Source organism: Candidatus Poribacteria bacterium, assembly GCA_026702755.1.
Classification (GTDB): domain Bacteria; phylum Poribacteria; class WGA-4E; order WGA-4E; family WGA-3G; genus WGA-3G.
This window is the reverse complement of sequence record JAPPBX010000054.1, coordinates 12,904-35,866: the sequence shown is the minus strand read 5'-3', so window position 1 is coordinate 35,866 and position 22,963 is coordinate 12,904. Positions and strand designations below refer to the sequence as shown.

At 49.1% G+C, this 22,963-nt stretch carries 18 protein-coding genes; 4 read left to right on the top strand and 14 right to left on the bottom strand.

Features of this window, described 5'->3' with window-relative positions; translation table 11 throughout:
• The first annotated feature begins 152 nt into the window (after positions 1 to 152).
• Positions 153 to 1,526 carry a HEAT repeat domain-containing protein gene (locus OXH39_10105; protein ID MCY3550797.1) on the top strand — a complete coding sequence of 458 codons (1,374 nt, stop codon included), beginning with the start codon at positions 153 to 155 and terminating at the stop codon, positions 1,524 to 1,526.
• Positions 1,527 to 1,665: 139 nt separating this feature from the next.
• Here OXH39_10105 and OXH39_10100 read toward each other — a convergent pair whose 3' ends face one another.
• From OXH39_10100 to OXH39_10070, 7 genes are all read right to left on the bottom strand, one after another.
• On the bottom strand, positions 1,666 to 2,382 hold the full coding sequence (locus tag OXH39_10100; GenBank protein MCY3550796.1) for an SDR family NAD(P)-dependent oxidoreductase: 717 nt from the start codon (positions 2,380 to 2,382) through the stop codon (positions 1,666 to 1,668).
• Between the two features lie 164 nt (positions 2,383 to 2,546).
• Entirely contained in the window at positions 2,547 to 3,758 is a 1,212-nt protein-coding gene (locus OXH39_10095) for an ABC transporter permease (protein MCY3550795.1), read from the bottom strand.
• 54 nt (positions 3,759 to 3,812) lie between these two features.
• Positions 3,813 to 5,885, bottom strand: a complete 2,073-nt coding sequence (locus tag OXH39_10090) for an efflux RND transporter periplasmic adaptor subunit (GenBank protein ID MCY3550794.1) — start codon at positions 5,883 to 5,885, stop codon at positions 3,813 to 3,815.
• 138 nt (positions 5,886 to 6,023) lie between these two features.
• Positions 6,024 to 7,037 carry an aldo/keto reductase gene (locus OXH39_10085; protein ID MCY3550793.1) on the bottom strand — a complete coding sequence of 338 codons (1,014 nt, stop codon included), beginning with the start codon at positions 7,035 to 7,037 and terminating at the stop codon, positions 6,024 to 6,026.
• Positions 7,038 to 7,058: 21 nt separating this feature from the next.
• On the bottom strand, positions 7,059 to 8,795 hold the full coding sequence (locus OXH39_10080; protein ID MCY3550792.1) for an AAA family ATPase: 1,737 nt from the start codon (positions 8,793 to 8,795) through the stop codon (positions 7,059 to 7,061).
• A gap of 24 nt (positions 8,796 to 8,819) precedes the next feature.
• Positions 8,820 to 9,866: a Gfo/Idh/MocA family oxidoreductase gene (locus OXH39_10075; protein MCY3550791.1), complete on the bottom strand. Its 1,047-nt coding sequence runs from the start codon at positions 9,864 to 9,866 to the stop codon at positions 8,820 to 8,822.
• A 33-nt stretch (positions 9,867 to 9,899) separates the two neighbouring features.
• Positions 9,900 to 11,378, bottom strand: a complete 1,479-nt coding sequence (locus OXH39_10070) for a peptidase S10 (GenBank protein ID MCY3550790.1) — start codon at positions 11,376 to 11,378, stop codon at positions 9,900 to 9,902.
• 373 nt (positions 11,379 to 11,751) lie between these two features.
• Here OXH39_10070 and OXH39_10065 point away from each other — a divergent pair, with 373 nt between their 5' ends.
• A complete protein-coding gene (locus OXH39_10065) occupies positions 11,752 to 12,807 on the top strand; it encodes a Gfo/Idh/MocA family oxidoreductase (GenBank protein ID MCY3550789.1) in 1,056 nt (351 codons plus the stop codon).
• Positions 12,808 to 12,823: 16 nt separating this feature from the next.
• On the top strand, positions 12,824 to 13,255 hold the full coding sequence (locus tag OXH39_10060; protein ID MCY3550788.1) for a hypothetical protein: 432 nt from the start codon (positions 12,824 to 12,826) through the stop codon (positions 13,253 to 13,255).
• Positions 13,256 to 13,752: 497 nt separating this feature from the next.
• Here the strand turns inward: OXH39_10060 and OXH39_10055 are convergent, their stop codons facing one another.
• The 4 genes from OXH39_10055 to OXH39_10040 form a co-directional block, all read right to left on the bottom strand.
• On the bottom strand, positions 13,753 to 14,874 hold the full coding sequence (locus tag OXH39_10055) for an aminotransferase class V-fold PLP-dependent enzyme (protein ID MCY3550787.1): 1,122 nt from the start codon (positions 14,872 to 14,874) through the stop codon (positions 13,753 to 13,755).
• 123 nt (positions 14,875 to 14,997) lie between these two features.
• Entirely contained in the window at positions 14,998 to 16,188 is a 1,191-nt protein-coding gene (locus OXH39_10050; GenBank protein ID MCY3550786.1) for a transposase, read from the bottom strand.
• A complete protein-coding gene (locus tag OXH39_10045; GenBank protein MCY3550785.1) occupies positions 16,127 to 16,681 on the bottom strand; it encodes an IS607 family transposase in 555 nt (184 codons plus the stop codon). The genes OXH39_10050 and OXH39_10045 overlap by 62 nt, the downstream gene beginning before the upstream one ends.
• A 138-nt stretch (positions 16,682 to 16,819) precedes the next feature.
• Positions 16,820 to 17,776, bottom strand: a complete 957-nt coding sequence (locus tag OXH39_10040; GenBank protein MCY3550784.1) for an Mrp/NBP35 family ATP-binding protein — start codon at positions 17,774 to 17,776, stop codon at positions 16,820 to 16,822.
• A 538-nt stretch (positions 17,777 to 18,314) separates the two neighbouring features.
• Between OXH39_10040 and OXH39_10035 the strand changes: the two genes are divergently transcribed.
• Positions 18,315 to 18,980: a ThuA domain-containing protein gene (locus OXH39_10035; GenBank protein MCY3550783.1), complete on the top strand. Its 666-nt coding sequence runs from the start codon at positions 18,315 to 18,317 to the stop codon at positions 18,978 to 18,980.
• Between the two features lie 77 nt (positions 18,981 to 19,057).
• On the opposite strand, the gene OXH39_10030 is transcribed toward OXH39_10035, so the two are convergent.
• From OXH39_10030 to OXH39_10020, 3 genes are all read right to left on the bottom strand, one after another.
• Entirely contained in the window at positions 19,058 to 20,059 is a 1,002-nt protein-coding gene (locus OXH39_10030) for a Gfo/Idh/MocA family oxidoreductase (GenBank protein MCY3550782.1), read from the bottom strand.
• A gap of 323 nt (positions 20,060 to 20,382) precedes the next feature.
• Positions 20,383 to 20,916 (bottom strand): CDP-alcohol phosphatidyltransferase family protein, encoded by a 534-nt coding sequence (locus tag OXH39_10025; GenBank protein ID MCY3550781.1) that lies wholly within the window; start codon positions 20,914 to 20,916, stop codon positions 20,383 to 20,385.
• Between the two features lie 22 nt (positions 20,917 to 20,938).
• Positions 20,939 to 22,960, bottom strand: coding sequence for a hypothetical protein (locus tag OXH39_10020; protein MCY3550780.1), 2,022 nt, complete (start codon positions 22,958 to 22,960; stop codon positions 20,939 to 20,941).
• Positions 22,961 to 22,963: the final 3 nt, after the last annotated feature.

The following is a 22,963-nucleotide window of genomic DNA, read 5'->3' as shown; positions in this document are numbered from 1 at the left end:
TAAATCCGCTCCAATTTTAACTATTTTAACATAATTTTGGATTTGACAGGAGAATTTCTTGAAAAATTGCCTGATTTTATGCAATAATAGGATAACTTGAGTGTTGTGAATAGGATTTATAGCAAGTTTCGGAAAAGAGGAAGGAATTAAAAATGGCAGTACACCTCTTAAGTGACGCGCAGATGCGGCAGTTCATTGTGAACGGTTTCGTAACCGTCACGACTGAGTTGCCCACGCAATTTCACGATGCCGTCTACGAGAAGACGGTAAGTGTCTTTGATAAGGAAGGAAATCCCGGCAATAACCTTTTGCCGCGAATCCCGGAAATTCAGCAGGTCTTTGACGATCCAAACGTTAGCGGTGCATTGACAAGTTTGCTCGGTGAGGACCACTATATGCAACCACACCGCCATCCACACTACAATCCACCCGGTAGCGGTGGGCAAGGGATGCATCAAGACGGGGGGAAACGGTGGTCGCACCATACACGCAGGCTGCTGGTTTTCTATTATCCACAAGACACACCCACTGAATTGGGACCGACCGGTGTGGTACCGATGAGTCACTACTTTAGTACAAGCGAAGGTTCAGGGGTCTCACCGGAACAACCTATCATAGGTGAAGCGGGAACAGTCGCGTTCGCGAACTATGACCTGTGGCACCGCGCAATGCCTAACAGCAGCGAGAAGAAACGCTATATGATGAAATTCCTCTACGCTCGGATGTCAGAACCGCAGGAACCCACTTGGGCGAATAAGGAAACCGATTGGGCAAACGGCACGCCTGTGGGACCTGCGGAATATCAGGAGATGTTCCGACACCTTTGGAACTGGCATCGAGCAGTGGAAGATAGCGACACGGACGGAACATCAAACGGTGAATCACTGTCGGGTTTAATCAGTGCACTTAATAGCACATCGGAATCGACAGGGCTGCAGGCGGCTTACGACTTGCCCGGATTTGGCGAGAAGGCAGTGTCTGCTTTGGTACGGTGCCTGCAAGATGAGTCTGAGATGACGCGGCGAAATGCTTGTTATGCGCTCAATGCAGTCGGAACCCCGGCTGTTGAGGCGTTGCAGGAGGCGTTGAAAGATTCTCGTGAATACGTGCGGGATAACGCAGCAGAAGCACTCGGTGATTTAGGAAATAAGGCAGAACCGGCAGTGCCTGCGTTGGTAGAGATGCTAAAGGATGCATCCGGTTCCGTACGTTCGCACACGATAGAGGCATTAGGCACAACAAGCCAATCGAGTTCAATTGCAGTTCCGGGTCTCGTGAAGGCACTGGAAGATCCGCACGATGGCGCACGACGGAATGCAGTATTCGCATTGGCGCGGATCGGTAAGGATGCCGATGGTGCAGTTGAAGGTCTACAAAATGTGCTGTTCGATGAAAATCGCTATGTGCGCGGCGATGCGGTTCACGCGCTTTACCGGATCGGGACACCGGCGGCAAAGGAGGCATTGCTCCACTACCTTCAAACGACGCGCTGGTGCCCGCTAACCTCAAGGGAAAGCACGTTTTAGGTTAGGTCGAGATTCGGTCGCGGTAGATTCACAAACGAAGTAGGGCGAGGTTCCAAACTACGCTAACTGGAAAGGCAACGTTCTCGTTGGACGACCGGCGCGGTTCCAAACCGCGCCTACCATGATGTGATAAGAAAATCTATGTGAAAAATTCCTCATTATGAGGACGGACATCCACCTCAAACGTCCACGCGCTCCGTTCCTGCTGCACTAAAGCCCAATAGGTATCCGCAATCGCATCGGGTTCAAGGAGCGGTTCATTCTCGCTGAGCTTATAGCGTTGTCGCACACCCGGCGTATCAATAACACCGTCAACGATAACATGAGCAACATGGATGCCGTGCGGACCGACTTCGCGCGCGAGTGCCGATGCCAAACCTCGGGTCGCATACTTGGCACTACTAAACGCCAACGCCCCTGCCCTCCCACGGACAGCAGAGGTAGCACCCGTAAATATAATGTCTCCACCGCCCTTCTTAAGCATCCCCGGTACCACCTGTTTTGAACAGAGGAACCCGCCGAGGGTACAGACGCGCCACGCCCCCTCAAACGCTTCGGGTGTGAGGTCTGCGAAACTTCCCCACGCAGCGTTTCCAGCATGATTTACCAAGATATCAGGATCACCAAGTTCTTCTCGAATACGATCAAAACTTTGATCCACCTGCTCAGGTTCGGTAATATCCGTCGGGATCGGAATGGCTGTGCGTCCGGATTTTGCCAATCGCGTGGATAGGTTTTTAATGTAGGCGGATGAGCGCGATAGGAGTGCTACGTTACATCCTTCTTCTACAAATTTACGGGCGAGTGCAGCCCCTAAACCGGGCCCTACACCTGCGATAACCGCTATTTTTTCCATAGTAATTCCTTGTAGGACTTATGAAAATTTGGGAGTTGGTCTACCTTGAGTACAATATGCTCTATATAGACGAAAATTTAGGAATTGGGTTTCACTCGCGGTTCAATCCACCCTACATTCTTCGCGAAAAGAGACGCGACCAGAAACCGCACCTCTTGTGTAGTCTACTCATGTCTGAGCGCATCAATCGGATGAAGCTTTGCTGCTTTCCATGCTGGATAAGCACCGAAAAAGATACCTACCAACGCGCTGACAACAAAAGACACCATTCCGTACATCGGCGAGACAAGAGTTCGCCATTCCCAGAACGACGTTACCAGTTCCGCTCCCGCTATGCCAACACCGATACCAATAATACCGCCTACGAGTGCAAGACTCGTGGATTCTACAAGGAACTGAGCGAGGATATCGGAACGTTGTGCACCAACCGCTTTCCGAAGACCGATTTCTTTTGTCCGCTCCGTCACAGAAACGAGCATAATGTTCATAATACCAATGCCACCGACAACTAACGATACCACAGCAATCCCTAAAATCAGGTTCGTAAAGGTTTGGTTTGATTCTTCGAGTGTTTCCATGAATTCCGCTTGGTTACGGATGTGAAAATCGGGATCCTTGTTTATTGGGATCTTGTGTTGCTTACGGAGAAGCTCGGTTACCTCAGTTTCTGCCGCCTCAAGAAGTTTACCGTCATTTGCCTGTATACTGATGCTCGATAGATAATCATTTCCAAAAACGCGTTTCATGGCAGTCGAATACGGAATGAAAACCTGATCGTCCGGGTTTCGCCATCCGCTCGCGCCCTTCTCTTTCATAACACCCAAGACATGAAAACCGACCCCTTTAATTTTGACCGTCTTGCCGACCGGTTCTATCGTTTCAAAGAGATTGTCAACAACGCTCTTTCCGAGAACACACACACGTTCACGGTACCGGATATCACTCTCTGTAAAAAACCTGCCCTTTTCGACGGTAAAGTTAGCGGTGACAAGATACTCCGGGGATGTACCAACGATGGTTGTGTTCGTATTTTTATTCTGGTACTTCACTTGTGCGCGACTGCTGACCTCGGGTGTAACATAACCAAAAGTCGTTCCGTGTTCCTGTAGCGCTGCTATGTCTTTAACGGTGAGACTTCTGCGTGCATCAGCAGAACCGCGTCCTCGAAACCTGCTTTGCCCTGGACGAACAGCGAGAATATTCGCGCCTAATGTCTGAATCCGTTCGGTTACATCGGCCTTCGCACCCTCACCAATTGAGGTCGTGGTTATAATGGCACCCACACCGATGATCACTCCCAACATTGTCAACATAGATCGGAGTTTATTTGCCAATAAGGCACTCAATGCATTTGTAAGACTCTCCAAGATACTCACGGTGCTCTCTCCTTGGCGCAATTATGAACTGCGCCTATAAAGCGGTTGATAAGTCTATCGCCCACGACCACCACCGGTCATTCGACGCATTGTGGAGGCTGGATTCATCATGCGTTGCCGCCATTCTGCACTGCGACCACCACCGCCACCAGCCGTAAAGCCGCCGATTGCGACGACATCTCCTTCAGCAAGCCCAGAGATAACCTCAATCTTTTCAAAACTACTGACCCCCGTCACGATAGGTTGCGGCCTCCCGGGTTGACCGTCTTCACCAACAATCCGCACCATTTTCCTGCCCCGCATATCAAGAACCGCTTCGGGTGGAAGGGTGAGAATGTCTGTTCTGTTGACAGCTGAGATCTGCACAGAAGCGTTCATGCCGGGTTTGAGGAACGGTATCTTCATATCCTCAGTCTCTGTTGGTTCAGGTTGTGTCGGTGCTTCTACAGCCGGTGCTTCCTCAAAAAATCCGCCGAAAAGTCCACCCCAATCGTCTTCTTCATCAGTTTCTTCTGTCTCCGCAACAGATGTTTCTTCGGAGGGTTGCGAGGAGGTGGTATCAGGTGCAGGGGTTGGGGTTTGCGCAGCACCTTCGTTTTCTGCTTGGCGTTGCTGGCGCATTGCCCGGAAACGTTCGCGTTGTTCATCAGTCATATTCGCCATATCGCCACGGAACCCGCCGCCTTGTCCCCTTCCACCGCCACGTCCGAAGCCTTGTGGTGATTCGGTAGCCTTGACATTTTTCAACTCGGAGGTTACTTCAAAGGTCGTCACGTTCTGAATTGCTTGTCCCAGAGGGGCGATTTTCAAAACTTCCCCCTGAAACGGCGTATCGGGATACGCTTCGACTGTAATCGTTACCGGTTGTCCTATCTCCACCTTACCAATGTCGGTTTCATCGACCTCTGTTACGACATAGACAGTGTCAAGGTCTGCCATCGTGACAAGCGTCTGTCCTTCTTCTGAGGCGATTGAGGAGAGACGTGAAGTAATCACCTGTCCCTCTTCAACCAGTTTTTCAAGAATCGTTCCAGAGATGGGTGCCTTGATGGTCGTATCGTCATACTCAATTCGACGGAGTTCCAACTGCGTTTCACTGCGTTTGACCGATGAGCGAGCGGTCTCCAGGTCGCGTTCCCTACGCTCAATCTGTTTCTGATTCGCCCTTGTGAGTTTCAAAGACTCTTCAGCTTGCACAATCCGTTGCTCCTGAAGTTTAATATCCATGTCTCGGGTGGCTTCAGCCTCCACCCGTTCTCTAGCGACTTCAAGGTTGAATTCTGCCTTTCTAATATCGGCTTGACCCAATTCAAGTTCAGCTTCAGTAGCAGGCTTCTCTACCAGTTTTAGGTTTTCTTCAGCGGACCGGTGCCGTGCCTGTGCCGATTTAAGTTGTGCCTGTGAAGACTCCAATGCGGCTTGTGAGATGAGTTCTTTCTCGTAAAGTTTCGTATTTCTCTCATGTTCTGCTGTTACCAACTCTAAGTTTGCTTCTTCCTGTTCCAAGGAGTTTTTCGCGCGCTGCCTATTTTCCTCCCGGACCTCATCAGAGGTTAGCAAACTATATCGAATGTTGGCAATCTTGAGATTGTTTTCAGCATCTAACACGCCGCGGGCATTCGCTATCTTTTCAAGGCGAATTTGTTCCTTTAACTGGACGAGTCTTTGCTTGGCTTCAGCGAGAGATTCCTCCGCTTGACGAATCTGAACTGCCGATTGCTCCCTCTGGAGTTGGATATCAAGCTCCGCCTGCTGCAGGCGCGCTTCCGCGGTTCTCACATCGGCTTCAGCCTGCTCCAAACTAATCTGCACGTAGGTCGTTTCAATAACCGCAATGATTTCATCCTTCTCGACGTAATCACCGGCATCAACCTTGAGTTCCAAGATTTTTCCACTCGCCTTAGAACTAACCTTGACAATATTCAAAGGTTTGATAGTACCTGTTGCGTCTATTGTTACCGCAATATTACCCCGCTCTACCATTGCTGTCTTTATTTCTGTTGCCTCAGCACTGTTTGTTCCGTTTGCATTTGTAAAGATGATGCGTCCTACGGCGACTGCGGCTACTACCAGTAACACTACGCCGACAATCGCAACAATTTTCCATTTTCCTAATTTTCCTATCATGGAGACCCCTCCTGAGCTTAAAGCCCGAAATGGTACAGTATGTCCTTTCGCGCCACCCATTATTCGCTAAAAAGCGTTCATTGTTTAAGTTAGTCAAATCCACAAGAGAAAAGTTCGGATTTCTGCTGCAATTGACTTCTACAACTGAGGCATATCGACAGCACTATCCCTGCGTTCGTGCATGTTCTTCTCCATTGCTTCAGGGTAACGATCCGGTAGATGTGAAACCTCGTTGAGTTTTTGGAGCGCATCCCCTTCAAGTCGCCACCCCGCCGCACCGAGGTTATCGCGCAAATGCGCCGTATGCCTTGCGCCCACAATCACTGAAGTCATCGCGCGTTGCTCAAGCACCCAACGGAGCGCAACTTGCGCAGGACTATGTCCAAGTTCATCAGAAACATCAAGGAGTGTCTGCAACGTTTCATCGGCGTTGTCCGCAAAATAGCGTTCAGGATATGCCCATCCCTCTTCCGATCGCGTTCCACCGTGTGTGCGTTCACCCGGCTTGTATTTACCAGAAAGAAATCCACCCGCTAACGGACTCCATACGACAACACCCAACCCTTTCAGTTCGCAGAGCGGAACGAGTTCCTGTTCTATATCCCGCACAACGAGACTATATTGCGGTTGATAGCAGGCAAACCGCGCCCAATTGTTCGTATCGCTGAGCCATAATGCTTCGGATAATCGCCACGCTTGGTAGTTACTACACGCCGTATAGCGGACTTTCCCTTGTCGGACGAGATCATCCAGTGCTTGCAGCATCTCCTCTAATGGGGTTTGCGAGTCAACGTGGTGAATATAGTAGATGTCTACGTAATCCATCTGGAGGCGTTTAAGGCTATCATCAATCGCCTGCATAATGTGGACGCGAGACATGCCAGAATCGTTGGGACCGGTGCCCATTGGGTTGAAAAATTTGGTTGCGATGACCGCGTCGCGTCGCCTGCCCTTGAGTGCCTTGCCGAGGAGCACTTCGGATTCGCCCTCGGCATAAGAGTTCGCCGTGTCAAAAAAGTTTACACCGGCATCCAAAGCGATATCCACCATACGGTTCGATTCTGTCTCGTCAGCACCGTGCCCAAAGGTCATCGTCCCTAAGCAGATTTCGGACACTTTAAGTCCGCTCTTTCCTAATCGTCTATATTCCACGCTTTTTCCTCCATTTATAAACTACACACTACCGCTCAATGGCACTGCTTTATTGGCAACCTCTAAAATACCATCCAGCACCTTGATAACTTCTGGATCAATTTGGTCTGATGTCACGTACCGGACTAAAGTATGATAATTTGTTTTTTGCATAAGATTTGGGATTTGCAATTCTTGAAAGAAAGTTTCAAAAAGCCGATCTAAGAAATCATCAGTTATTTTAATATCTGGTGACCACGGTGATTCTTGACCGAGCGTTTCCCGGGCTTTCTCAATTTCCTGTATTCTTTCCTTCATCATAGACACCCAGAGTGCTGAGAACAAGGGACCTTCAGCTCGTTCTTCTGCCTTTGCCTGTAGCCAATCAATTAGCACCTGCTTGCTGGATACAATGTAATTCTCAATCTCACGCCTTTGCCATGCATATTCTATTAATTCGGGGCGCATCCGAAGTTCATCGGAGATTCGATCAAAGAGACAGAATGCCACAAGATCAGGCTTTGCCTCGCGCAAGCCATAAAAATGGTCCCGGGCTTTTCCAGGTTGGTTACCAACATAGTGAACATAAGGACGTTTCAACACAGTTAACACGTCATGCGAAAGTTTTTCGGCAAATGCGCGTAAGATTGCGAGGTCCGTTGGACCTTCAAGATAAAGGACCCATCCATTTTGTTCAGCCTGATAATATTGTTCAAAGCCAATAGTCCGAAGCGATTTGAGAAGTTGACTACCGCGACCATCAATTCGATGGGGTTTACCGAGAAAAGCGATAACGACATCGCGATCTGCTGCCTCGTTGAGGATAACTTCAGAATGACTGGCAGCAATAATCTGACTGCCATGTTCGATTGCTGATTCTGTAAGAATCTGATAAATCTGGCGTTGTCGAAGGATCTCAAGATGCGCGTCCGGTTCGTCAAGGAGCAGAACAGCCCCCGGATGTGCAGCAATGTAGGCAAGTAGCAGTAGTGTTTGTTGTAAACCACGTCCTGATGAAGAGAGGTCTAGAGAGATACCAGATTCATCCTGATAATTCATTGCAATCTCCCCGCGCTCCTGAATGTAATCGGGTCTATCAAGTTGGACACCGAACAGATCACTGATTTTCTTGCAGAGATCTTCCCATTTTTTTTCATCCTGTGAAACCTGATAACAGAGATTACGCAGGACCTCTGCCGTCCGTCCTTCCCCGATACGGACTTTGATTGCCCCCTCATCAAGTCGTATTTCATTTGACGCAAGTCCAGACATTGGTGGAAGAAAAGCAACAGAAAGTTTTTCCGCTTCATCAGGAACAGGCATCCTCTCAATTCCTTTCTCATCTGTTTCTGATATTCTCAAAGGGCGACAATAAAAGGACTCCTGGTTGGCATAGTCAAACTCGAAACCACACTGCCAACCTTTGCCATCCGTAACACCTTCCACAATAATATCTATACGAACATTCTGGGTTAGTTGTCTACCTTCAACCCTTTCCACATCACGAACTTGCAAATCTCGCCAAAGTAATCGCGCACTCGGCACTGGAACTGAGATAAGATCACGTCGGTTTATAGCAACACCTGGTCGTTTTTCCGGGTTTGTTCTCCCTTTACGGTTCTCGTTCCACCGTTTGAGTCCTATTTCCCATAAGGCAAGGGCTTGCAAAGCAGTCGTTTTCCCGGAGTTGTTTGGTCCGATGAAGACGACAGGATTCCCTAATTCAACCTCAACCTCTCCAAAGTTCTTGAAATTACGGCAAATCAATTTTGTTAGCATCTTGGTCTCCGATTGTAGTCATCCTCACAAAACAGGTACGGTTTCACCTTCAGAACGGAGTCCTGCCTCATAGACCTTCATCACTTCCAGCGCAAATTCAAGCGATCCTTGCTCTGCCGATTCGCCCTCCAGAATGCAATCACAGAAATACCGCATCTCTTGGTAGAAACCTTGGATGAAAAGCCCCTTGTTTTCAAGCGTACCAAGACTGTATTGCGGTTCCCAGACGACAGCACCGCTATCAAAGCCTTCAGGAACATAACTGGTGCTGCCGCTATAGTTGAAGGGCATCCCGCGCTGTAGCAGTACACGGTTATTGTTCCGAATTTCGGCGTGGCATCCATCCCCGAAAAACTGATACAACTCAGAAGGTTGTCCATGCCGCGCACCATCCGCCAGATGAAAGTTTCCGAGTGCACCGCTTTCGTATTCCAAGATGCACGCGCCACCACCCCGTTGTCCTCTGCGAACGGTTACAGCGGAAACCTTTCCACCGACTGCCACAAACAGCGACAATGGATGACATCCGTTTTGGAGCCAATTCGTATGCTCTTTCTCGCGCAGCACACGCTTTCCATCGCTCGGTATCTGCATCGGATAGACCCCCAAAATACTCCGCAAGGGACCGTATTCGTCAGTTGCAAAAATCTCAATAATCTTCTGTGTAGCGGGCATGAACGCCTTTTTAAACCCGACAACAACGACCCGATCCTTCCGGTGCTGAATCATTTCCCTAACTTCATCAGCGAACATCCCCGGCGGTTTTTCCATCCAGACATGCATCCCTGCATCCAGTGCTTCGCAAGCCAATTCGGGGTGAAGACGCGGCGGCGCGCAGAGAAAGATGGCATCCAACGCTTCGTTGCGAAACATCTCCGCCATACTCGGATAACACGCCTTAACAGCATATTGCTCTGCAGTGATACGGGCACGGTCAATATCAAGGTCGCACAACGCCTTAAGCCGAATCGGAAGAAACGTCAGTGTCGGTAAAATATTGCGATAACCGTGTGAACCAACACCAACGACAGCAACATTTAACCGCTTCTCAAACTCTCTTTGATAACTCATATTTTTAATTTACCTTGCGGTTAAGGCATAGGGTTACGAAAGTACATCGTCAAGGAACGCATCCAAATCGTCTTTCATTTTTCGCAATTCCGCTTGGTCAATGTACATCATGTGCCCCGCTTGATAGTAAGCCATTGTAATGTTATCCTGCAAAGATTCATCAAGTCCGAGGTGACTGAAGGTATACTCCGATGCCAGAAACGGTGTTGCCAAGTCGTAATAACCGTTTGCCACAAAAACCTTCAAAGCAGGATTGACAGTTATCGCCTGACGAAGTGTGTCGGCGACGTTAACGTATTCGTTTTGATGGTCGCTGTAGTCCCACGGATGAACACGCCGACTTAAAATCTCATAGGGTAAATCGGACGCAAACTCAAGTTCGCCGCGAACGTAATTGTTGAGTGCAGCGGTATATGCCCCTTGGACGACTGCCGAACTTGGGTCATATTCATAATTTTCACCTGCGGAATCGCGGTCAATTCCCTTGTAGCGGCTATCGAAACGTCCAACTGTGCGTCCCTCATCTCGGAGCAGCTCCTTGCAGAATCGCGCAATATTAATCCGCAAGTCTGTCCGTTCAAGGTATTCCGGTGTCAGTCCGGTATACTTTGCGAGTTGTTGAACGATGTTCGCACGTTGATCGGCGGTTATGGCACTCCCCTGCATCAAGGCGATGGTGTAATCGCCTGTGGCGAACGCTCTCACTTCGTCCATGAACGCCTCAAATTCGGTATCAATTCCGTCCAACCTGTCATGATAAAGTGCAGTCGCTGCATAAGTCGGTAGGTAGAGGATATACGGGAGATCGTTGCCCGGTGCAAACCGAATCGTCTGAAAGTTCAGCACAACCGAAACAAGCATAATGGCGTTAAGGTAGGCGCCGTGTCGTCCCTGAAGATACCCTGCAAGCCCGCTTGCCCGCGTCGTTCCATAACTTTCACCGATGAGAAGTTTAGGGGACCCCCAACGTTTGTAGCGTCCCAAATAGAGCAGGATAAAATCGCCAACCGATTCAATATCCCGTTTGAACCCGTGGAATTGCTTCGCCTCTTCACCGGGGACCGCTCTGCTGAACCCTGTGCTGACGGGATCAATGAAGACCAGATCGGTTTTGTCCAAAATAGAGCATTCATTATTGGTTAGTGCATAAGGCGGTTGCGGCAATTCGCCATCTTCATCCGGTTTGACACACCGCGGTCCGAGGACACCCAAATGTAGCCACACCGAGGACGATCCAGGACCACCGTTAAAGGAGAAGGTTATCGGACGTTTAGACGCATCTTCCACATCGTCACGCGTATAGGCGATAAAGAAAACGGAGGCTTTCGGCTTTTCCCCTTCCTTGTCGATTTCCTCTTTCAGAACAAGCGTCCCCGTTGTCGCTGTATAGCGAATCTCTTCGCCATTAATCGTAGCGGTGTGGTGTGTAACCGAAAGTTTATCTTCAGGTACATCGGGTTGTTTTTCTTCATCCGTAGTCTCTTCAGACTCTTTTTTTTCTTCTTGACTCATACTGAACTCCCTTTCTGATTTTTTCAGGATTTACGCAGTCCCCTTGCTGGCGAGGTTTGAAACCTCGCCAGCAGCACACAATCCTTAGGATCCATTGAACGCATTATAGCACATTTCGCAAAAACAGGTATGATAAAAATCACACAGCGAATTGTCAAGACATGTAGATAACACCTATCAATCGTTGGGACAATTGTAGACGGAAGGAAGGATGGAAGACTTCCCTCCACGCTTCCAATCTTCCAGTCTTCCAATCCCCAAGAAACGAAAGGATTTTGCGCAAGTCCTACTTTATGACAAAATATTTACACATTGCCCAAAGCACTTGACATAATCCCAAAATATGCTAAACTCTGCACAAAGGAGACACACAATGAAAAAACCGATTCGCTTAGGACTGATTGGCTGTGGTGGGATTGTGCAAATTACGCATGCCCGCGCCTATCGTGCACTCACAGATACCGTTCAGGTAACCGCCCTTGCAGATGTCGTTCCCGAAAACCTGAAAAAAGTCGGGGAACTGTTTGACATCCCCGCGGAAGAGCAATATACAAGTTATCAAGAGATGTTAGCACACGCGGAAATTGATGTCGTGACGATTGCCACACCGCACTCACTTCACGCTGAACAGGTCATCGAAGCCGCAAGCGCAGGCGTAGCAGTTATCTCCGAAAAACCGATGGCAACAACGCTGGAAGAAGCGGATACTATTATGGAAGCAGTCCGCCGCAACTGCGTGCCTTACACGGTGGTGCATAACTATATCTTCACTGCCGGGATGCGTGCAGCGATGACAGAACTGGATGCCCTCGGTGAATCGCATTTCGGACGGAGCGTTGGCATGGGATTGAAGCCTGCTGATTTCTCAGCGGATCACCCTACGCCTGCATTCGCGTGGCGCGCCAGTAAAGCGAAAGGTGGTGGCTGTATCATCGACACGAGTTACCATGAAATCTATTCCGTCTGTACACTGATGCGATCCCCGGTACGTTATGTTGAGGCTCGCGTACAAACGCTACGGCTCGACATTGATGTTGACGACATCGCTATGCTGTTATGTGAACATGAAAACGGTGCTGTCACGACGGTTTCAGGGGCGTGGTGCGTGCCAGGGACGGATTCCGGCTGGTGTGAGATGCACGCTGAAAACGGCTCTCTACGTGTCAACCATCGCCACAACCTTGAAAATGCCCTTCGTCGTTTCACGAGGGCAGATGGATGGAAGGAGTTGGAACTCCCTGAATTTGACGAAGCCGAGCAGCAGGACGCAAGTGGACATGCCCGCTATTTCAAGGAGACCTTCAATGCACTTGCGGCGGAGACAGCACTGCCGGTGCCTGCAGAGAAGGCATATCACAATCTTGCGATTATTGAAGCAGCGCGTAAAGCGACGACGGAACGTCGCGCCATTGAAATTCCACCGCCATAGGGACAAAGGAGCTGTGATGAAAAGAGGTCTACTGTTTCACATCTTAGTCGTTTTGATGTTAGGACTGAGTTTGAACATGTCCTTGCCCTGCTTGGCACAGCAGAACAGTGTAGCTTTGGATGCAAAATCGGACGCTGAATACGATGCCGAAGACGACGTGAACACAATGTTGTGGCTTGCTGCCGGTGGGATTTTGGGTGTGGCGGGTAATCTTCCGCTCGGTGCTGTTGCTGTCGGTGGGGCTTACTTTTATCAGCCTGTCCCATCTGCAGAGAGGCTCCTTGGCAAACCGCCAGCATACGTCAGTGCTTACACAGATGCTTACAAGGCAAGCTCACGTAACCTGAGATTGAGTGCCGCCGCAAAGGGAGCCCTCGGCGGGGCGACTGTGTTCTGCTTATTAGGGATGATTAAGATAAAACCGTGGGCAGATTTTGTGGTCTGGTAATCTCAGTTTCCGTCAAACCCAATAGGGGTCAATTTAGCGTGTTGATTCCTTGGAAAAATAACCGCCTCCCCCATCGGTAGGAGGTAATTCCGATTCCCGACTCTTTCCGGCTCCAATTCCCGATGCCTCAACTAATGATGGTTGTATCATGTACATAATCCTGAAAATCCCAAAATCCTGTGAATCCTGATTCAGACAAGGCACACACTCGACATTGACCCGCTACATTGTTATAGTGAAACCTAAAAATAAAAAACATTTTGTAGGGGCATCCCTTGTGGATGCCCCTAAACTTTAGAAAACGGAAACACTACCCACGCAAGAGATGCCGCAACGCGTTTGCGATGATATCCTCCTCCCCTGCATTGAGGGTATAAGCATTAATCACAACGGTTTCTTTGCCCTGCGTGTTCACCGTTATAGTGAAACCTAAAAATAAAAAACATTTCGTAGGGGCATCCCTTGTGGATGCCCGTAAACTTTAGAAAACGGAAACACTACCCACGCAGGAGATGCCGCAACGCGTTTGCGATGATATCCTCCTCCCCTGCATTGAGGGTGTAAGCATTAATCACAACGGTTTCTTTGCCCTGCGTGTTCACCTTGATACGCGGCGTGCCAGCATCCAATTCTTGAGCGACCTGTGCAGCATCTTTGCCACTCTTGGCGGGATCAAATGTCACGTGCAGATTCGACAACGTATGGCTCTTTTCTTGGTAATGAACCTTGCACGACACACCGTCGAGATTTTCAAGGTTTTCCGCAAGCACAGCATATCGCCCGTCCTGCTCCTTCGACCGCGCCTCATGGTTCGTCGATAGCCAGATGTCAATCGCAGTCACCAACCCGATAATCTCCTGCCGATCTACCTTCATACCCCGTCCAACAGGTCTCGGTCCGATGAACCCATGCCTCCGCACGACTTCAATGAGATCCTTCCTTCCACAGACGAATCCTGCAGAATGCGGCGCGTTGAAATACTTGCCACCGAAACAAACGAGGTCGGCAGATTGGGCGTTCCGATAGAAGTACTCAAGCGGATAGATTTGAGAGGCAGCATCAGCAATCAGCGGCAAGCCGTGCGCATGCGCAATCCCAATCGCCTCCTTTAGTGGAACAGCGTTCCCTTGATTGGGTTGGATGAGATACGCGACTGCGGCTGTGTTCTCGCCGATGGCACTCTCCAACATTTCAGCGGTGCAGCCGTTTTCGTCACCCACAGATATGAGTTTACTTCCCGGAATTGTAAACGCCCGGTCGTAGGAATAGTGTTGCATCCTCTGAAAAACGATTTCGTCCTTCAGTCCGGTGGTATCTGGAAGTTGTGCGCACTTGTCAGGGTCGTCCCCAGTCATGACCGCTGCCGATGCCAAGACGAGTGCAGCATAGCATCCAGACGTGATATACGCATCTTCAACTCCCAACTGTTCAGCGATGAATTGTCCCGATTTTTCGAGCAATTCTTCCATTTCGACGTAACTTTCATCTGCTTGGCGCATCGCGTCTCGGACGGTTGCAGAGGGTGTAGAACCGCCGCGGACAGTCTGGTTGCCAGTCGCATTAATGACGGGTCGTGCGCCGAGTTTTTTGTAGACATTTCCCCAACCTGTATTCGCCATGAGACAGCCTGTTCTTAAAAACCTATGTTTTTCTGAAGAAATCCATAGCATTCTTAAAGGGTCCTTAATCCCCTGTTACGACACCCGTCAGTGTCTTAGCCTGCCTACACCCAACGCAACCTGCTACGTGGCAGAAGGTATAAGCGACTTGCTTGCACCAAGGTTCGCAGTGCAAGGACGAACCGTCAAAGCACGTGCGACATTTTTGATAAATATCCCACGTGCGCCGTTCAAATCCCTATCCATCCGATGACCTTCCGATGACTTGATAACTCTCGAACCACCAAGGTTGGTGATAAGTTCGCCAGTCCAAGACACCGTTTTGGAAGTATACGCTTCACACACATCTATCACTTGAACACCATATTCTTTGGCTTTCTGTTTCAAGAAAACTTTGAAACGGTAGTGTGAAAGCGTCAGCATCTGCCTAACAGATTGCTTTCGCAACTTTCTCCCACCCCGTTTCGTCATCTGTTTCGTCTCAAAAGTCGGAAGCAGAATGATGTCAAAGTTGTTTACGAGAAAGTGTGCAACCTTCTTGTGAAGTTCATCAATGAGATTACGGATTTTTAACTTTATTCTATTCGCGGCTTTCCGCAAAGCACGCCGTAGCGGGCGTTTCTCTTGCGTCGCGCGTGAATAGAGATTATCGCAGTGTTGACAAAGCCTTTGAATACGGTTGATACACTGCATACCTAACCAACCGAAACTATCTTCAGAGAAAAACGTCATAAAATCACGAACACCGGGGTCAAGAGCTACTATTCTACCGCTTGGTTCTCGCGTCTTTTTCTTCTCAACACAAGAAACACACAGAAAATATCTTCCGTTTTCCATTATCAGTTGAGAATCCTTGACTTCCGCATCCGTCTCTCGTTCTGACACCTTGCCTGTGCCTTGCGGTTTGGCTGGCAACGCTTCTGACATCTTCATCTCACCTAAAAATCGCACGTAGAACCCGTTTTTCTTCAGCGAATCCGCACGAAGATACAGCGTCTGTCGAGGGTTCTTTCTTGACCGAAACTTAACATTTTGACGCTCGCCTGTGGCACTTGCCTTTATCTTCGCATTGCTAACCGCTTGGCACGCGTCCATCACCGCGCCCACTTTGACCTGACGCGGTGTCTCTACATGCCATTCCGGGAGTTGGTCAAAAACAATCGGGACAAGTCCTTTGAAGTTTTTAGGCGTGTCTTTCGCTTCTAAGGCAGACACAGATTCATTGTAGACATACCGGGATGTGCCAAACCATTTATGAAGAATTGCTTTCTGTTTTACCGTGGGAAAGATTTCTATCTTCTTTGATCTGGTCACGGTATCGCCGGAGTCCGGACATTCTACAGGAAAAGACATGCAAAATTGCGAGGAGATCGGCAGTAAGTTCTTCCTGGGGGCTATAAATAGTTTCGTTGAGAACCACGACTTCTCCACCGTTTTGTTCGACCAAGAACTGTATGACTTCTCCTCCGAATCGGGCGAGTCGATCCCGATGGGCAACAACAAGGCGGAGTTTATCACCTCGCAAGATGCGTTCCAGTAAGGTTCTAAGTCCTTTCCGTTTGAAGTTGATACCACTACCGAAGTCTTTGATGATTTCTGCGTCCGGATAGTGCTTTTGCAAGTAGGCGACTTGGGACGCAAGATCGTCTGCTTGTCCTTTTCCACTAACCCTGCAATATCCAACGGTAGTAATATCTGTTCCGGTCTGTTCATCAAGATAACCCTGCACATCATAACGCCTTTGTCCGCCAGGCGTTCGGATAGTAGAGATGGTGCCATTCTCTGCTAAGCGTCGGAGCCTATCTATTCATCACGGAATAAACCCCCACCGCCGCTGGCGAGGTTTGGAACTTCGCCCTTGTGTTGGTATATAAATAATTACGGGTTTTACTATAAAACTTCGTCAACAAAGAAAGCTGCGTAAACTTTATTCTATTTTTATCGCTTAGAGTATTGTTAATTCATCTTCTTCACCGCTCTCTTCTAAAACAACCCCTAATTCCTGCGCGACCGCACCGAACGCTTCGGATTGCGGCGATTCTGGATGTCCAGCGACAATCGGCACACCGATATCACCCGCAGTACAGACCTCAGCGTCAAGCGGAATCTGCCCCAAGAACGCAACACCGAATCGTTCGCTGGTGTTTCTACCACCATCCGCTCTAAAGATCTCCGTCTTTTCATTGCAGTGCGGACAGAGGAAATAACTCATATTTTCAATAATACCGAGAATAGGAACACCGAGGCGTTCAAACATCGCAACACCGCGTCGGACATCGGCGAGCGCGACATCTTGAGGGGTCGTAACAATGAGGGCACCGGTAAGCGGAAGTGCCTGCGTTAGAGAGAGGGCGACATCACCCGTCCCCGGCGGGAGATCAATGATCAGATAATCCAGTTCACCCCAGTCTACATCACCGAGAAGTTGGCGAATGGCACCGTGTAACATCGGTCCTCGCCAGATCATCGCCTGCTCTTCCGGCACCATAAACCCAATTGACATGAGCTTAATGTCGTGCCGAACAAGCGGAATAATCTTACGTTCCGGACTCGTCTTCGGCTGCTCCTGGATACCCATCATCGTCGGAATACTGGGACCGTAGGCATCCGCATCCAGTAAGCCGACTGCACTTCCTGCATTCGCCAAGGAGATCGCGAGGTTGGTGGCGACAGTAGATTTTCCTACGCCGCCCTTTCCACTGGCAACCGCGATTTTATATTTGATATTTGGTAACGTTATATTCTGTTGTTGCTGCTGTGGCTGTGGCTGTGGTGTCGGTTGCCGCGGTTGTCGCCCAGAAATCTGTGAACCGCTGATAACTTGAAGTTCGGGATGTCCCTTCGCTGCAGAACTGGGCTGAGATTTTGGCTTCTCTTTCTCGCCTTTCTTTAAAAATCGCATAACTACGCTCCTAATTGATTCGATTTTACTGACACTGACAAGGTTAGAGATCTCGTCATCGGTAATTCTAATTCACCCCAGGCCCGGTAGGTGCGGTTTGCAACCGCACCCCAGGCCCGGTAGGTGCGGTTTGCAACCGCACCGGACTTCGCCAAGAAATTACCGAATTTTTAATCCTCATCAAACCTCGCGCGGTAGTGAGGGTTTCGTTCATTGGCTAACTGTCTATATGTTTTCAGATTTTACTATAGATGTTACAACACAACACAAAATAGTTTAACATTTTTTCTGACAATTTTGTATAATACGTATACCAAAAAGTGCACGATTCCAAAACTTAAGCAAGTTTCAATATTAAATTCAGATTTTTAAGTTCCATATCCGTTGGAGGATTGGAAGGTTGGAAGATAGATAGGGTGCTGTTTCTTCCAGTCTTCCTTCCCTTCCATCCCTCTTCAAAACCGAAAATTTATTTCTCAATGTTGCTTAATCAATTCTGATACGATCTCGCGTACCACAATATCACAAAGGAGTTTTTATGAACATTCTGATGTTACGCCATTCCGCTGGTTTCGAGCATTCCTACTTACCGAATGCAGAGGTTACGCTGAAGGAGATTGGCGCAGCAAACGGCTGGAACGTCACCACAACACACCGATGCGACCGGATTACGGCTGAAAACCTCGAAAATCAAGACATCCTCGCGTTCGCAACAACAGGCAACTTGCCTTTTGACGATGACCAAAAAGAAGCACTACTGAGTTTCGTGCGCAACGGAAAAGCGTTTTTCGGCATCCATAACGCAACAGATACATGCTACGATTGGCCCGAATACGGCGAGATGCTCGGTGGCTATTTCGCCGGACATCCGTGGCACGAAGAAGTGAACGTCATCGTTGAAGATAGCGATCATCCATCAACCCGTATGCTGGGGAGCAGCTTTAAAGTTGTTGACGAAATCTATACGTTCAAAGAGTGGGATCGCTCTAAAACACACGTGCTAATGCGTTTGGACAACGACTCCATCGATCTCTCCCGCGGTAACCGTGAGGACCACGATTACGCACTCGGTTGGTGCCACACCTACGGAAAAGGACGCGTGATGTACACCGCATTGGGGCACCCCGACGCGCTCTGGAGTGAAAAATGGTTCCACGAACACATCACGGGCTGCATCAAATGGGCAGCCGGACTGGAAGATTAGCCGCCGTCTAACCCACAGCAAACAGTCATAAAAATTGTAGGGGCAGGTCTTGTGCCTGCCCACTCAATTCACATCCGCTAACTCGGTATAACACCCGTAGCCCGCAGAAGCGTTTCCTGCACCAGCAACTCATGTGATACTGGACGATCAGGTGCTTGTTCCCCCGCAATCGTCCCTAAAAACGCGTCAAGTTCAAGTTCATAAGTGCGTTGACGGCTCTCACCATCTATCTCTACGATCTGTTCACCTTCCGAATATCCGTCCTTCGCTGTGTTCAAACAGAGACGAATCTTCAAGCCCGGCTCAAACGGTTCAACGATAATGGCACTCCCTTCACTCCCATAGACTTCAAAACGGCGCGCAACCGGTCTCGGTTCCAAAGCAGAAATCGAGATAAACGCCACTGCTTTTTCAAATTCATACACAGTCAGGGTATTATCTTTGAAAGGTTCAACCGAATCGCCGTCGTTTCGGAGGAAAGAGGTCACCTTTTCCGGTCGTCCGAGAAGCCAAAGCACCTGGTCAAGTACATGCCCACCCAGATCGAAAAAGATACCACCGATATGTTGGCTGATGCGGGTGCGCGACTCGTGAGAAATATTGGTTGACATGTGCGCGCGAACGGAAAAAACGTCCCCCAAAAAACCGGATTTCACCCACTCTGCAACCTGCTTAAAGGCGGAGTGATACCGAAGCATATATCCCATCTGTACGTGTAAGGATTTTTCTTGGACGGTGCTAATAACGCGCTGCCACTGCTCCCAGTTCTCGCCAGCGGGTTTGTCGTACCATACATGTTTGCCAGCATTTACAATCTGTTCGGTCTGATCCAAACTTTCGGCGTTATTGCCTTCCGACGCGACTGCGACGATCGTGTCATCGCTGAGCATTTCTGCCGCATCCGCAAACCAATGGACATCGGCAAATGCTCCTTCACCATTTTGAAGTTTCTCGCGTTGTTGTGCGTCGGGTTCAAACACACCCGCGACTTCAACATCAGGATTCACAAGCATTGCCTGCAGCTTGCCCCGCGCGTGTCCATGTTTCGTGCCATATTGTGCCATCCGTATTTTCGCCATATTTTGCATCTCCAAAATCTGAAACGGGACTTACGCACAACGTAGATATTGATGGATGAAAGAATGGAAGGCAGGGCAGAATGGGGACCTCCTCCACGATTCCAATCTTCCAGTCTTCCAATTCCACAAGCAAATGATGGAATTTTGCGTAAGTCCTATGAAATTTACAACGTCCTATTGTATGGCTATTATATGGACATCAGATTGAGTGTCAAGGAAATATTCAACTATGTGTGAGAAAAGCGAGTGCAGTTCACCGAAAAGTCCAAGCGCGCTGAGGAAATACCTGTAACAATACAGAGATCACCGGCGATGCCACGAGTTTATCTGGTAATGAAGAAAAGGAATGGCAATCCACGGAGGAGACAGAACCCAACGGCAATGACAGCAAGTATGAGACTTCCTTGTGCCAAGGTAGGGGTTTTCAAAAGACTCGCGCTCGCAAGACTTGTGAAGGCTAACATTTTGGTGATGCCGGAAAGGGCACGGCTGATACGTGAGCGCGTGAGGGCGTGTGTCCATCCGCTTCCTGGGTATCCAAAATGCCGTTGTAAGGCATCTGTGATAAAGCCGCGTGCCATAACAACGAGAGGCATCCATAACGGGAGGTGTCCTGTCGCGGTAAAGTAAATCCAAAAGGTGTTTTCAATGATTCTATCCGCGACAGTATCAAGAACTTCGCCGAGTTTCGATGTCTCGTTGCGTCTGCGGGCAATATACCCATCGACACCATCAAGCACGAAGATAAGCGCAATAGTTGCAATCAACCCTATATCCAGTGTGTGATGCGTGCCAAATAGGACAATAACGACGAAAGTTAACAACAAGCGGCAGAGCGTTATGGTGTTTGCAATCATGTGTCGGGGTTACAAACCCCTCCTACGGTTCTGTTGCGAGATATTTCGGATTCGACTGGATGTCCGATGGATAGTGAATCTCCCATACCTTGACGCTTGCCTCCGTAAAATTCTCCGTTGGATAGACAGGAACAAACGCCTCGCTCAACTCGCCTTGTAGAAATACTTCCGAGGGCTGCTGTTGCGTTAGCATGAGATGGGTCGCACCGTGGGTTTTTAGAAATTCCAACGCCGCTCGTGCATCAGTCGCATCGCGGACATTTTCTTTGTAGAGGTGGATCCAGTGCTGGATGTAATGATCCTGATCAATAACGGTCTTGACACCACCGAGGACGTTGAGCATACTGCCGAACCCCCATCTCGCCGCGACAACAGCCGTAGGAGGAAGTTCCGCTTTCATCCATTCAAAAGCCTTTGCAGCCGGTGTGTCCCCCGGGGCGGCTTCGCGCATCCGTGTTGCAGCTGCAACTGAGCGTTTTGCGTGTTCTCCTGCGGGTGTCCAGTACATGAGAGCGGTGACGATAACGACAGCAATGCCGATTTTTATGACACGCAACGGCAACTGTTCTCTGACATCTGCACTGAGGAATCGGGCGTTTTTGAGGTTTTCAGTTATGTAGGTGCCGACGCGGCGTATCAAGTCAGTGGTAAAGAAGGCAATCGGAAGTCCAATAAAGAAATCATACCGTTTCGCATCACGCGAAAGTGCCACCCACAACAGAAACCAGATAGCCATCGCAACATAAACGAGTTCGTATGTCGGTGATTCTCGCTGTCGCCATGCGATGAAGAGGAGCACAAGAGAAATGCCTGCAAGCGATGTGAAAAAGAGGATGCTACACCCCATTGTGCCTAAAAGTGTCTCAAGTCGCGCTTGAAAAAAGGTGCTGAGCATAAACAAGAATATAAACACGGCTAACACCGTCCCGCTATTCTTCCAGAAATGGATGCCGACACTCATGAATCCCAGACTGCCCAAGAAAAAGAGGCTGCCGTATCGGAACACCCAATACCTATAATCTGGCGTTTCAAGTTCTCCCACGGTCTGCATCAGCTGGTTTTGGCTTAGGGGGACGGTGGTGCTGGCAAAAGTGTCCAATTGTATCCAAACGTACCCGAGGGCAAGCACAAAACTCGCAAGCACTAACCCAAGAGACAGATTTCTGACGTGTGGACGGAATTTGTTTGCAAGCGATGATGTTGTGATTAAAACGTGTCGGAGCGCACGAATCCCTAATAAGATAAGTGGAGGCATCAGCACAAAGGCAAAGAGGTGCGTTGTGAAACCCTCTCCACTCCGATAGGCAGGCAATGCAAGGTAAAGCGTCGGCACAAAGGTACACACCCAGAGAGCATATAACCATAAACCTTCCTCCTTTTCAGATGTGAGGAATCTCCAAAGCTCCACAACAAGGATGACACTAACAAACACGCCGAAGCCTTCCCAACTCATACCGCCGAGAAACACAGAGAGACCTGAAGTAAGCACTAAGAGTAGTCGGCGGCGGGAGGATTGGGTTTGTAAGGACGCAAGATAGGTTGTAACTGCGAAAATGCCTAACATCAGACACCAACTGTCCCTATCGCTGAACCCAGCGGCACTGCGCTCAATGACACCCGGGAGCGTTGCTAAAAATATACCAACGACGCTTGAAAAAAGCAATCCAAAGGTCCGATAAAGGAAGAAGCAAAGCACCCCCAACCCGAACACAAAACAGACAGCAGGCGAAAACAGTGAGACCTGATAGAGTGAGACATTCGGAAAGAGAACCGTTATTGCTCTGTGCGTGTAAGCGACACCGTAAGCATACGCAGTCATGCTTTGTCCATGGTCTCTACCGACGGGGAGCCAGCGGTGCATATCGCGTGCCGGCAGCCTGCCCTGTTCAGACACAATTTGTGCTTGCCAATAGTGGAGATACGGATCGTTTCCAGTAAATTGTCCTTCCGGAATGTTCGGAACGCCTTGAATCCGAATATAGAAGGCGATAAGGAAAATAGCACCCAAGAGTGCCCACGGTATCAGTTTTTGTAGAAGTTTCATTTC

Coding starts and splice junctions, on each gene's coding strand:
- OXH39_10105 (MCY3550797.1), top strand. CDS start 153: ATGGCAGTACACCTCTTAAGTGACGCGCAGATGCGGCAGTTCATTGTG.
- OXH39_10100 (MCY3550796.1), bottom strand. CDS start 2,382: ATGGAAAAAATAGCGGTTATCGCAGGTGTAGGGCCCGGTTTAGGGGCT.
- OXH39_10090 (MCY3550794.1), bottom strand. CDS start 5,885: ATGATAGGAAAATTAGGAAAATGGAAAATTGTTGCGATTGTCGGCGTA.
- OXH39_10080 (MCY3550792.1), bottom strand. CDS start 8,795: ATGCTAACAAAATTGATTTGCCGTAATTTCAAGAACTTTGGAGAGGTT.
- OXH39_10075 (MCY3550791.1), bottom strand. CDS start 9,866: ATGAGTTATCAAAGAGAGTTTGAGAAGCGGTTAAATGTTGCTGTCGTT.
- OXH39_10070 (MCY3550790.1), bottom strand. CDS start 11,378: ATGAGTCAAGAAGAAAAAAAAGAGTCTGAAGAGACTACGGATGAAGAA.
- OXH39_10065 (MCY3550789.1), top strand. CDS start 11,752: ATGAAAAAACCGATTCGCTTAGGACTGATTGGCTGTGGTGGGATTGTG.
- OXH39_10060 (MCY3550788.1), top strand. CDS start 12,824: ATGAAAAGAGGTCTACTGTTTCACATCTTAGTCGTTTTGATGTTAGGA.
- OXH39_10055 (MCY3550787.1), bottom strand. CDS start 14,874: ATGGCGAATACAGGTTGGGGAAATGTCTACAAAAAACTCGGCGCACGA.
- OXH39_10040 (MCY3550784.1), bottom strand. CDS start 17,776: ATGCGATTTTTAAAGAAAGGCGAGAAAGAGAAGCCAAAATCTCAGCCC.
- OXH39_10035 (MCY3550783.1), top strand. CDS start 18,315: ATGAACATTCTGATGTTACGCCATTCCGCTGGTTTCGAGCATTCCTAC.
- OXH39_10030 (MCY3550782.1), bottom strand. CDS start 20,059: ATGGCGAAAATACGGATGGCACAATATGGCACGAAACATGGACACGCG.
- OXH39_10025 (MCY3550781.1), bottom strand. CDS start 20,916: ATGATTGCAAACACCATAACGCTCTGCCGCTTGTTGTTAACTTTCGTC.
- OXH39_10020 (MCY3550780.1), bottom strand. CDS start 22,960: ATGAAACTTCTACAAAAACTGATACCGTGGGCACTCTTGGGTGCTATT.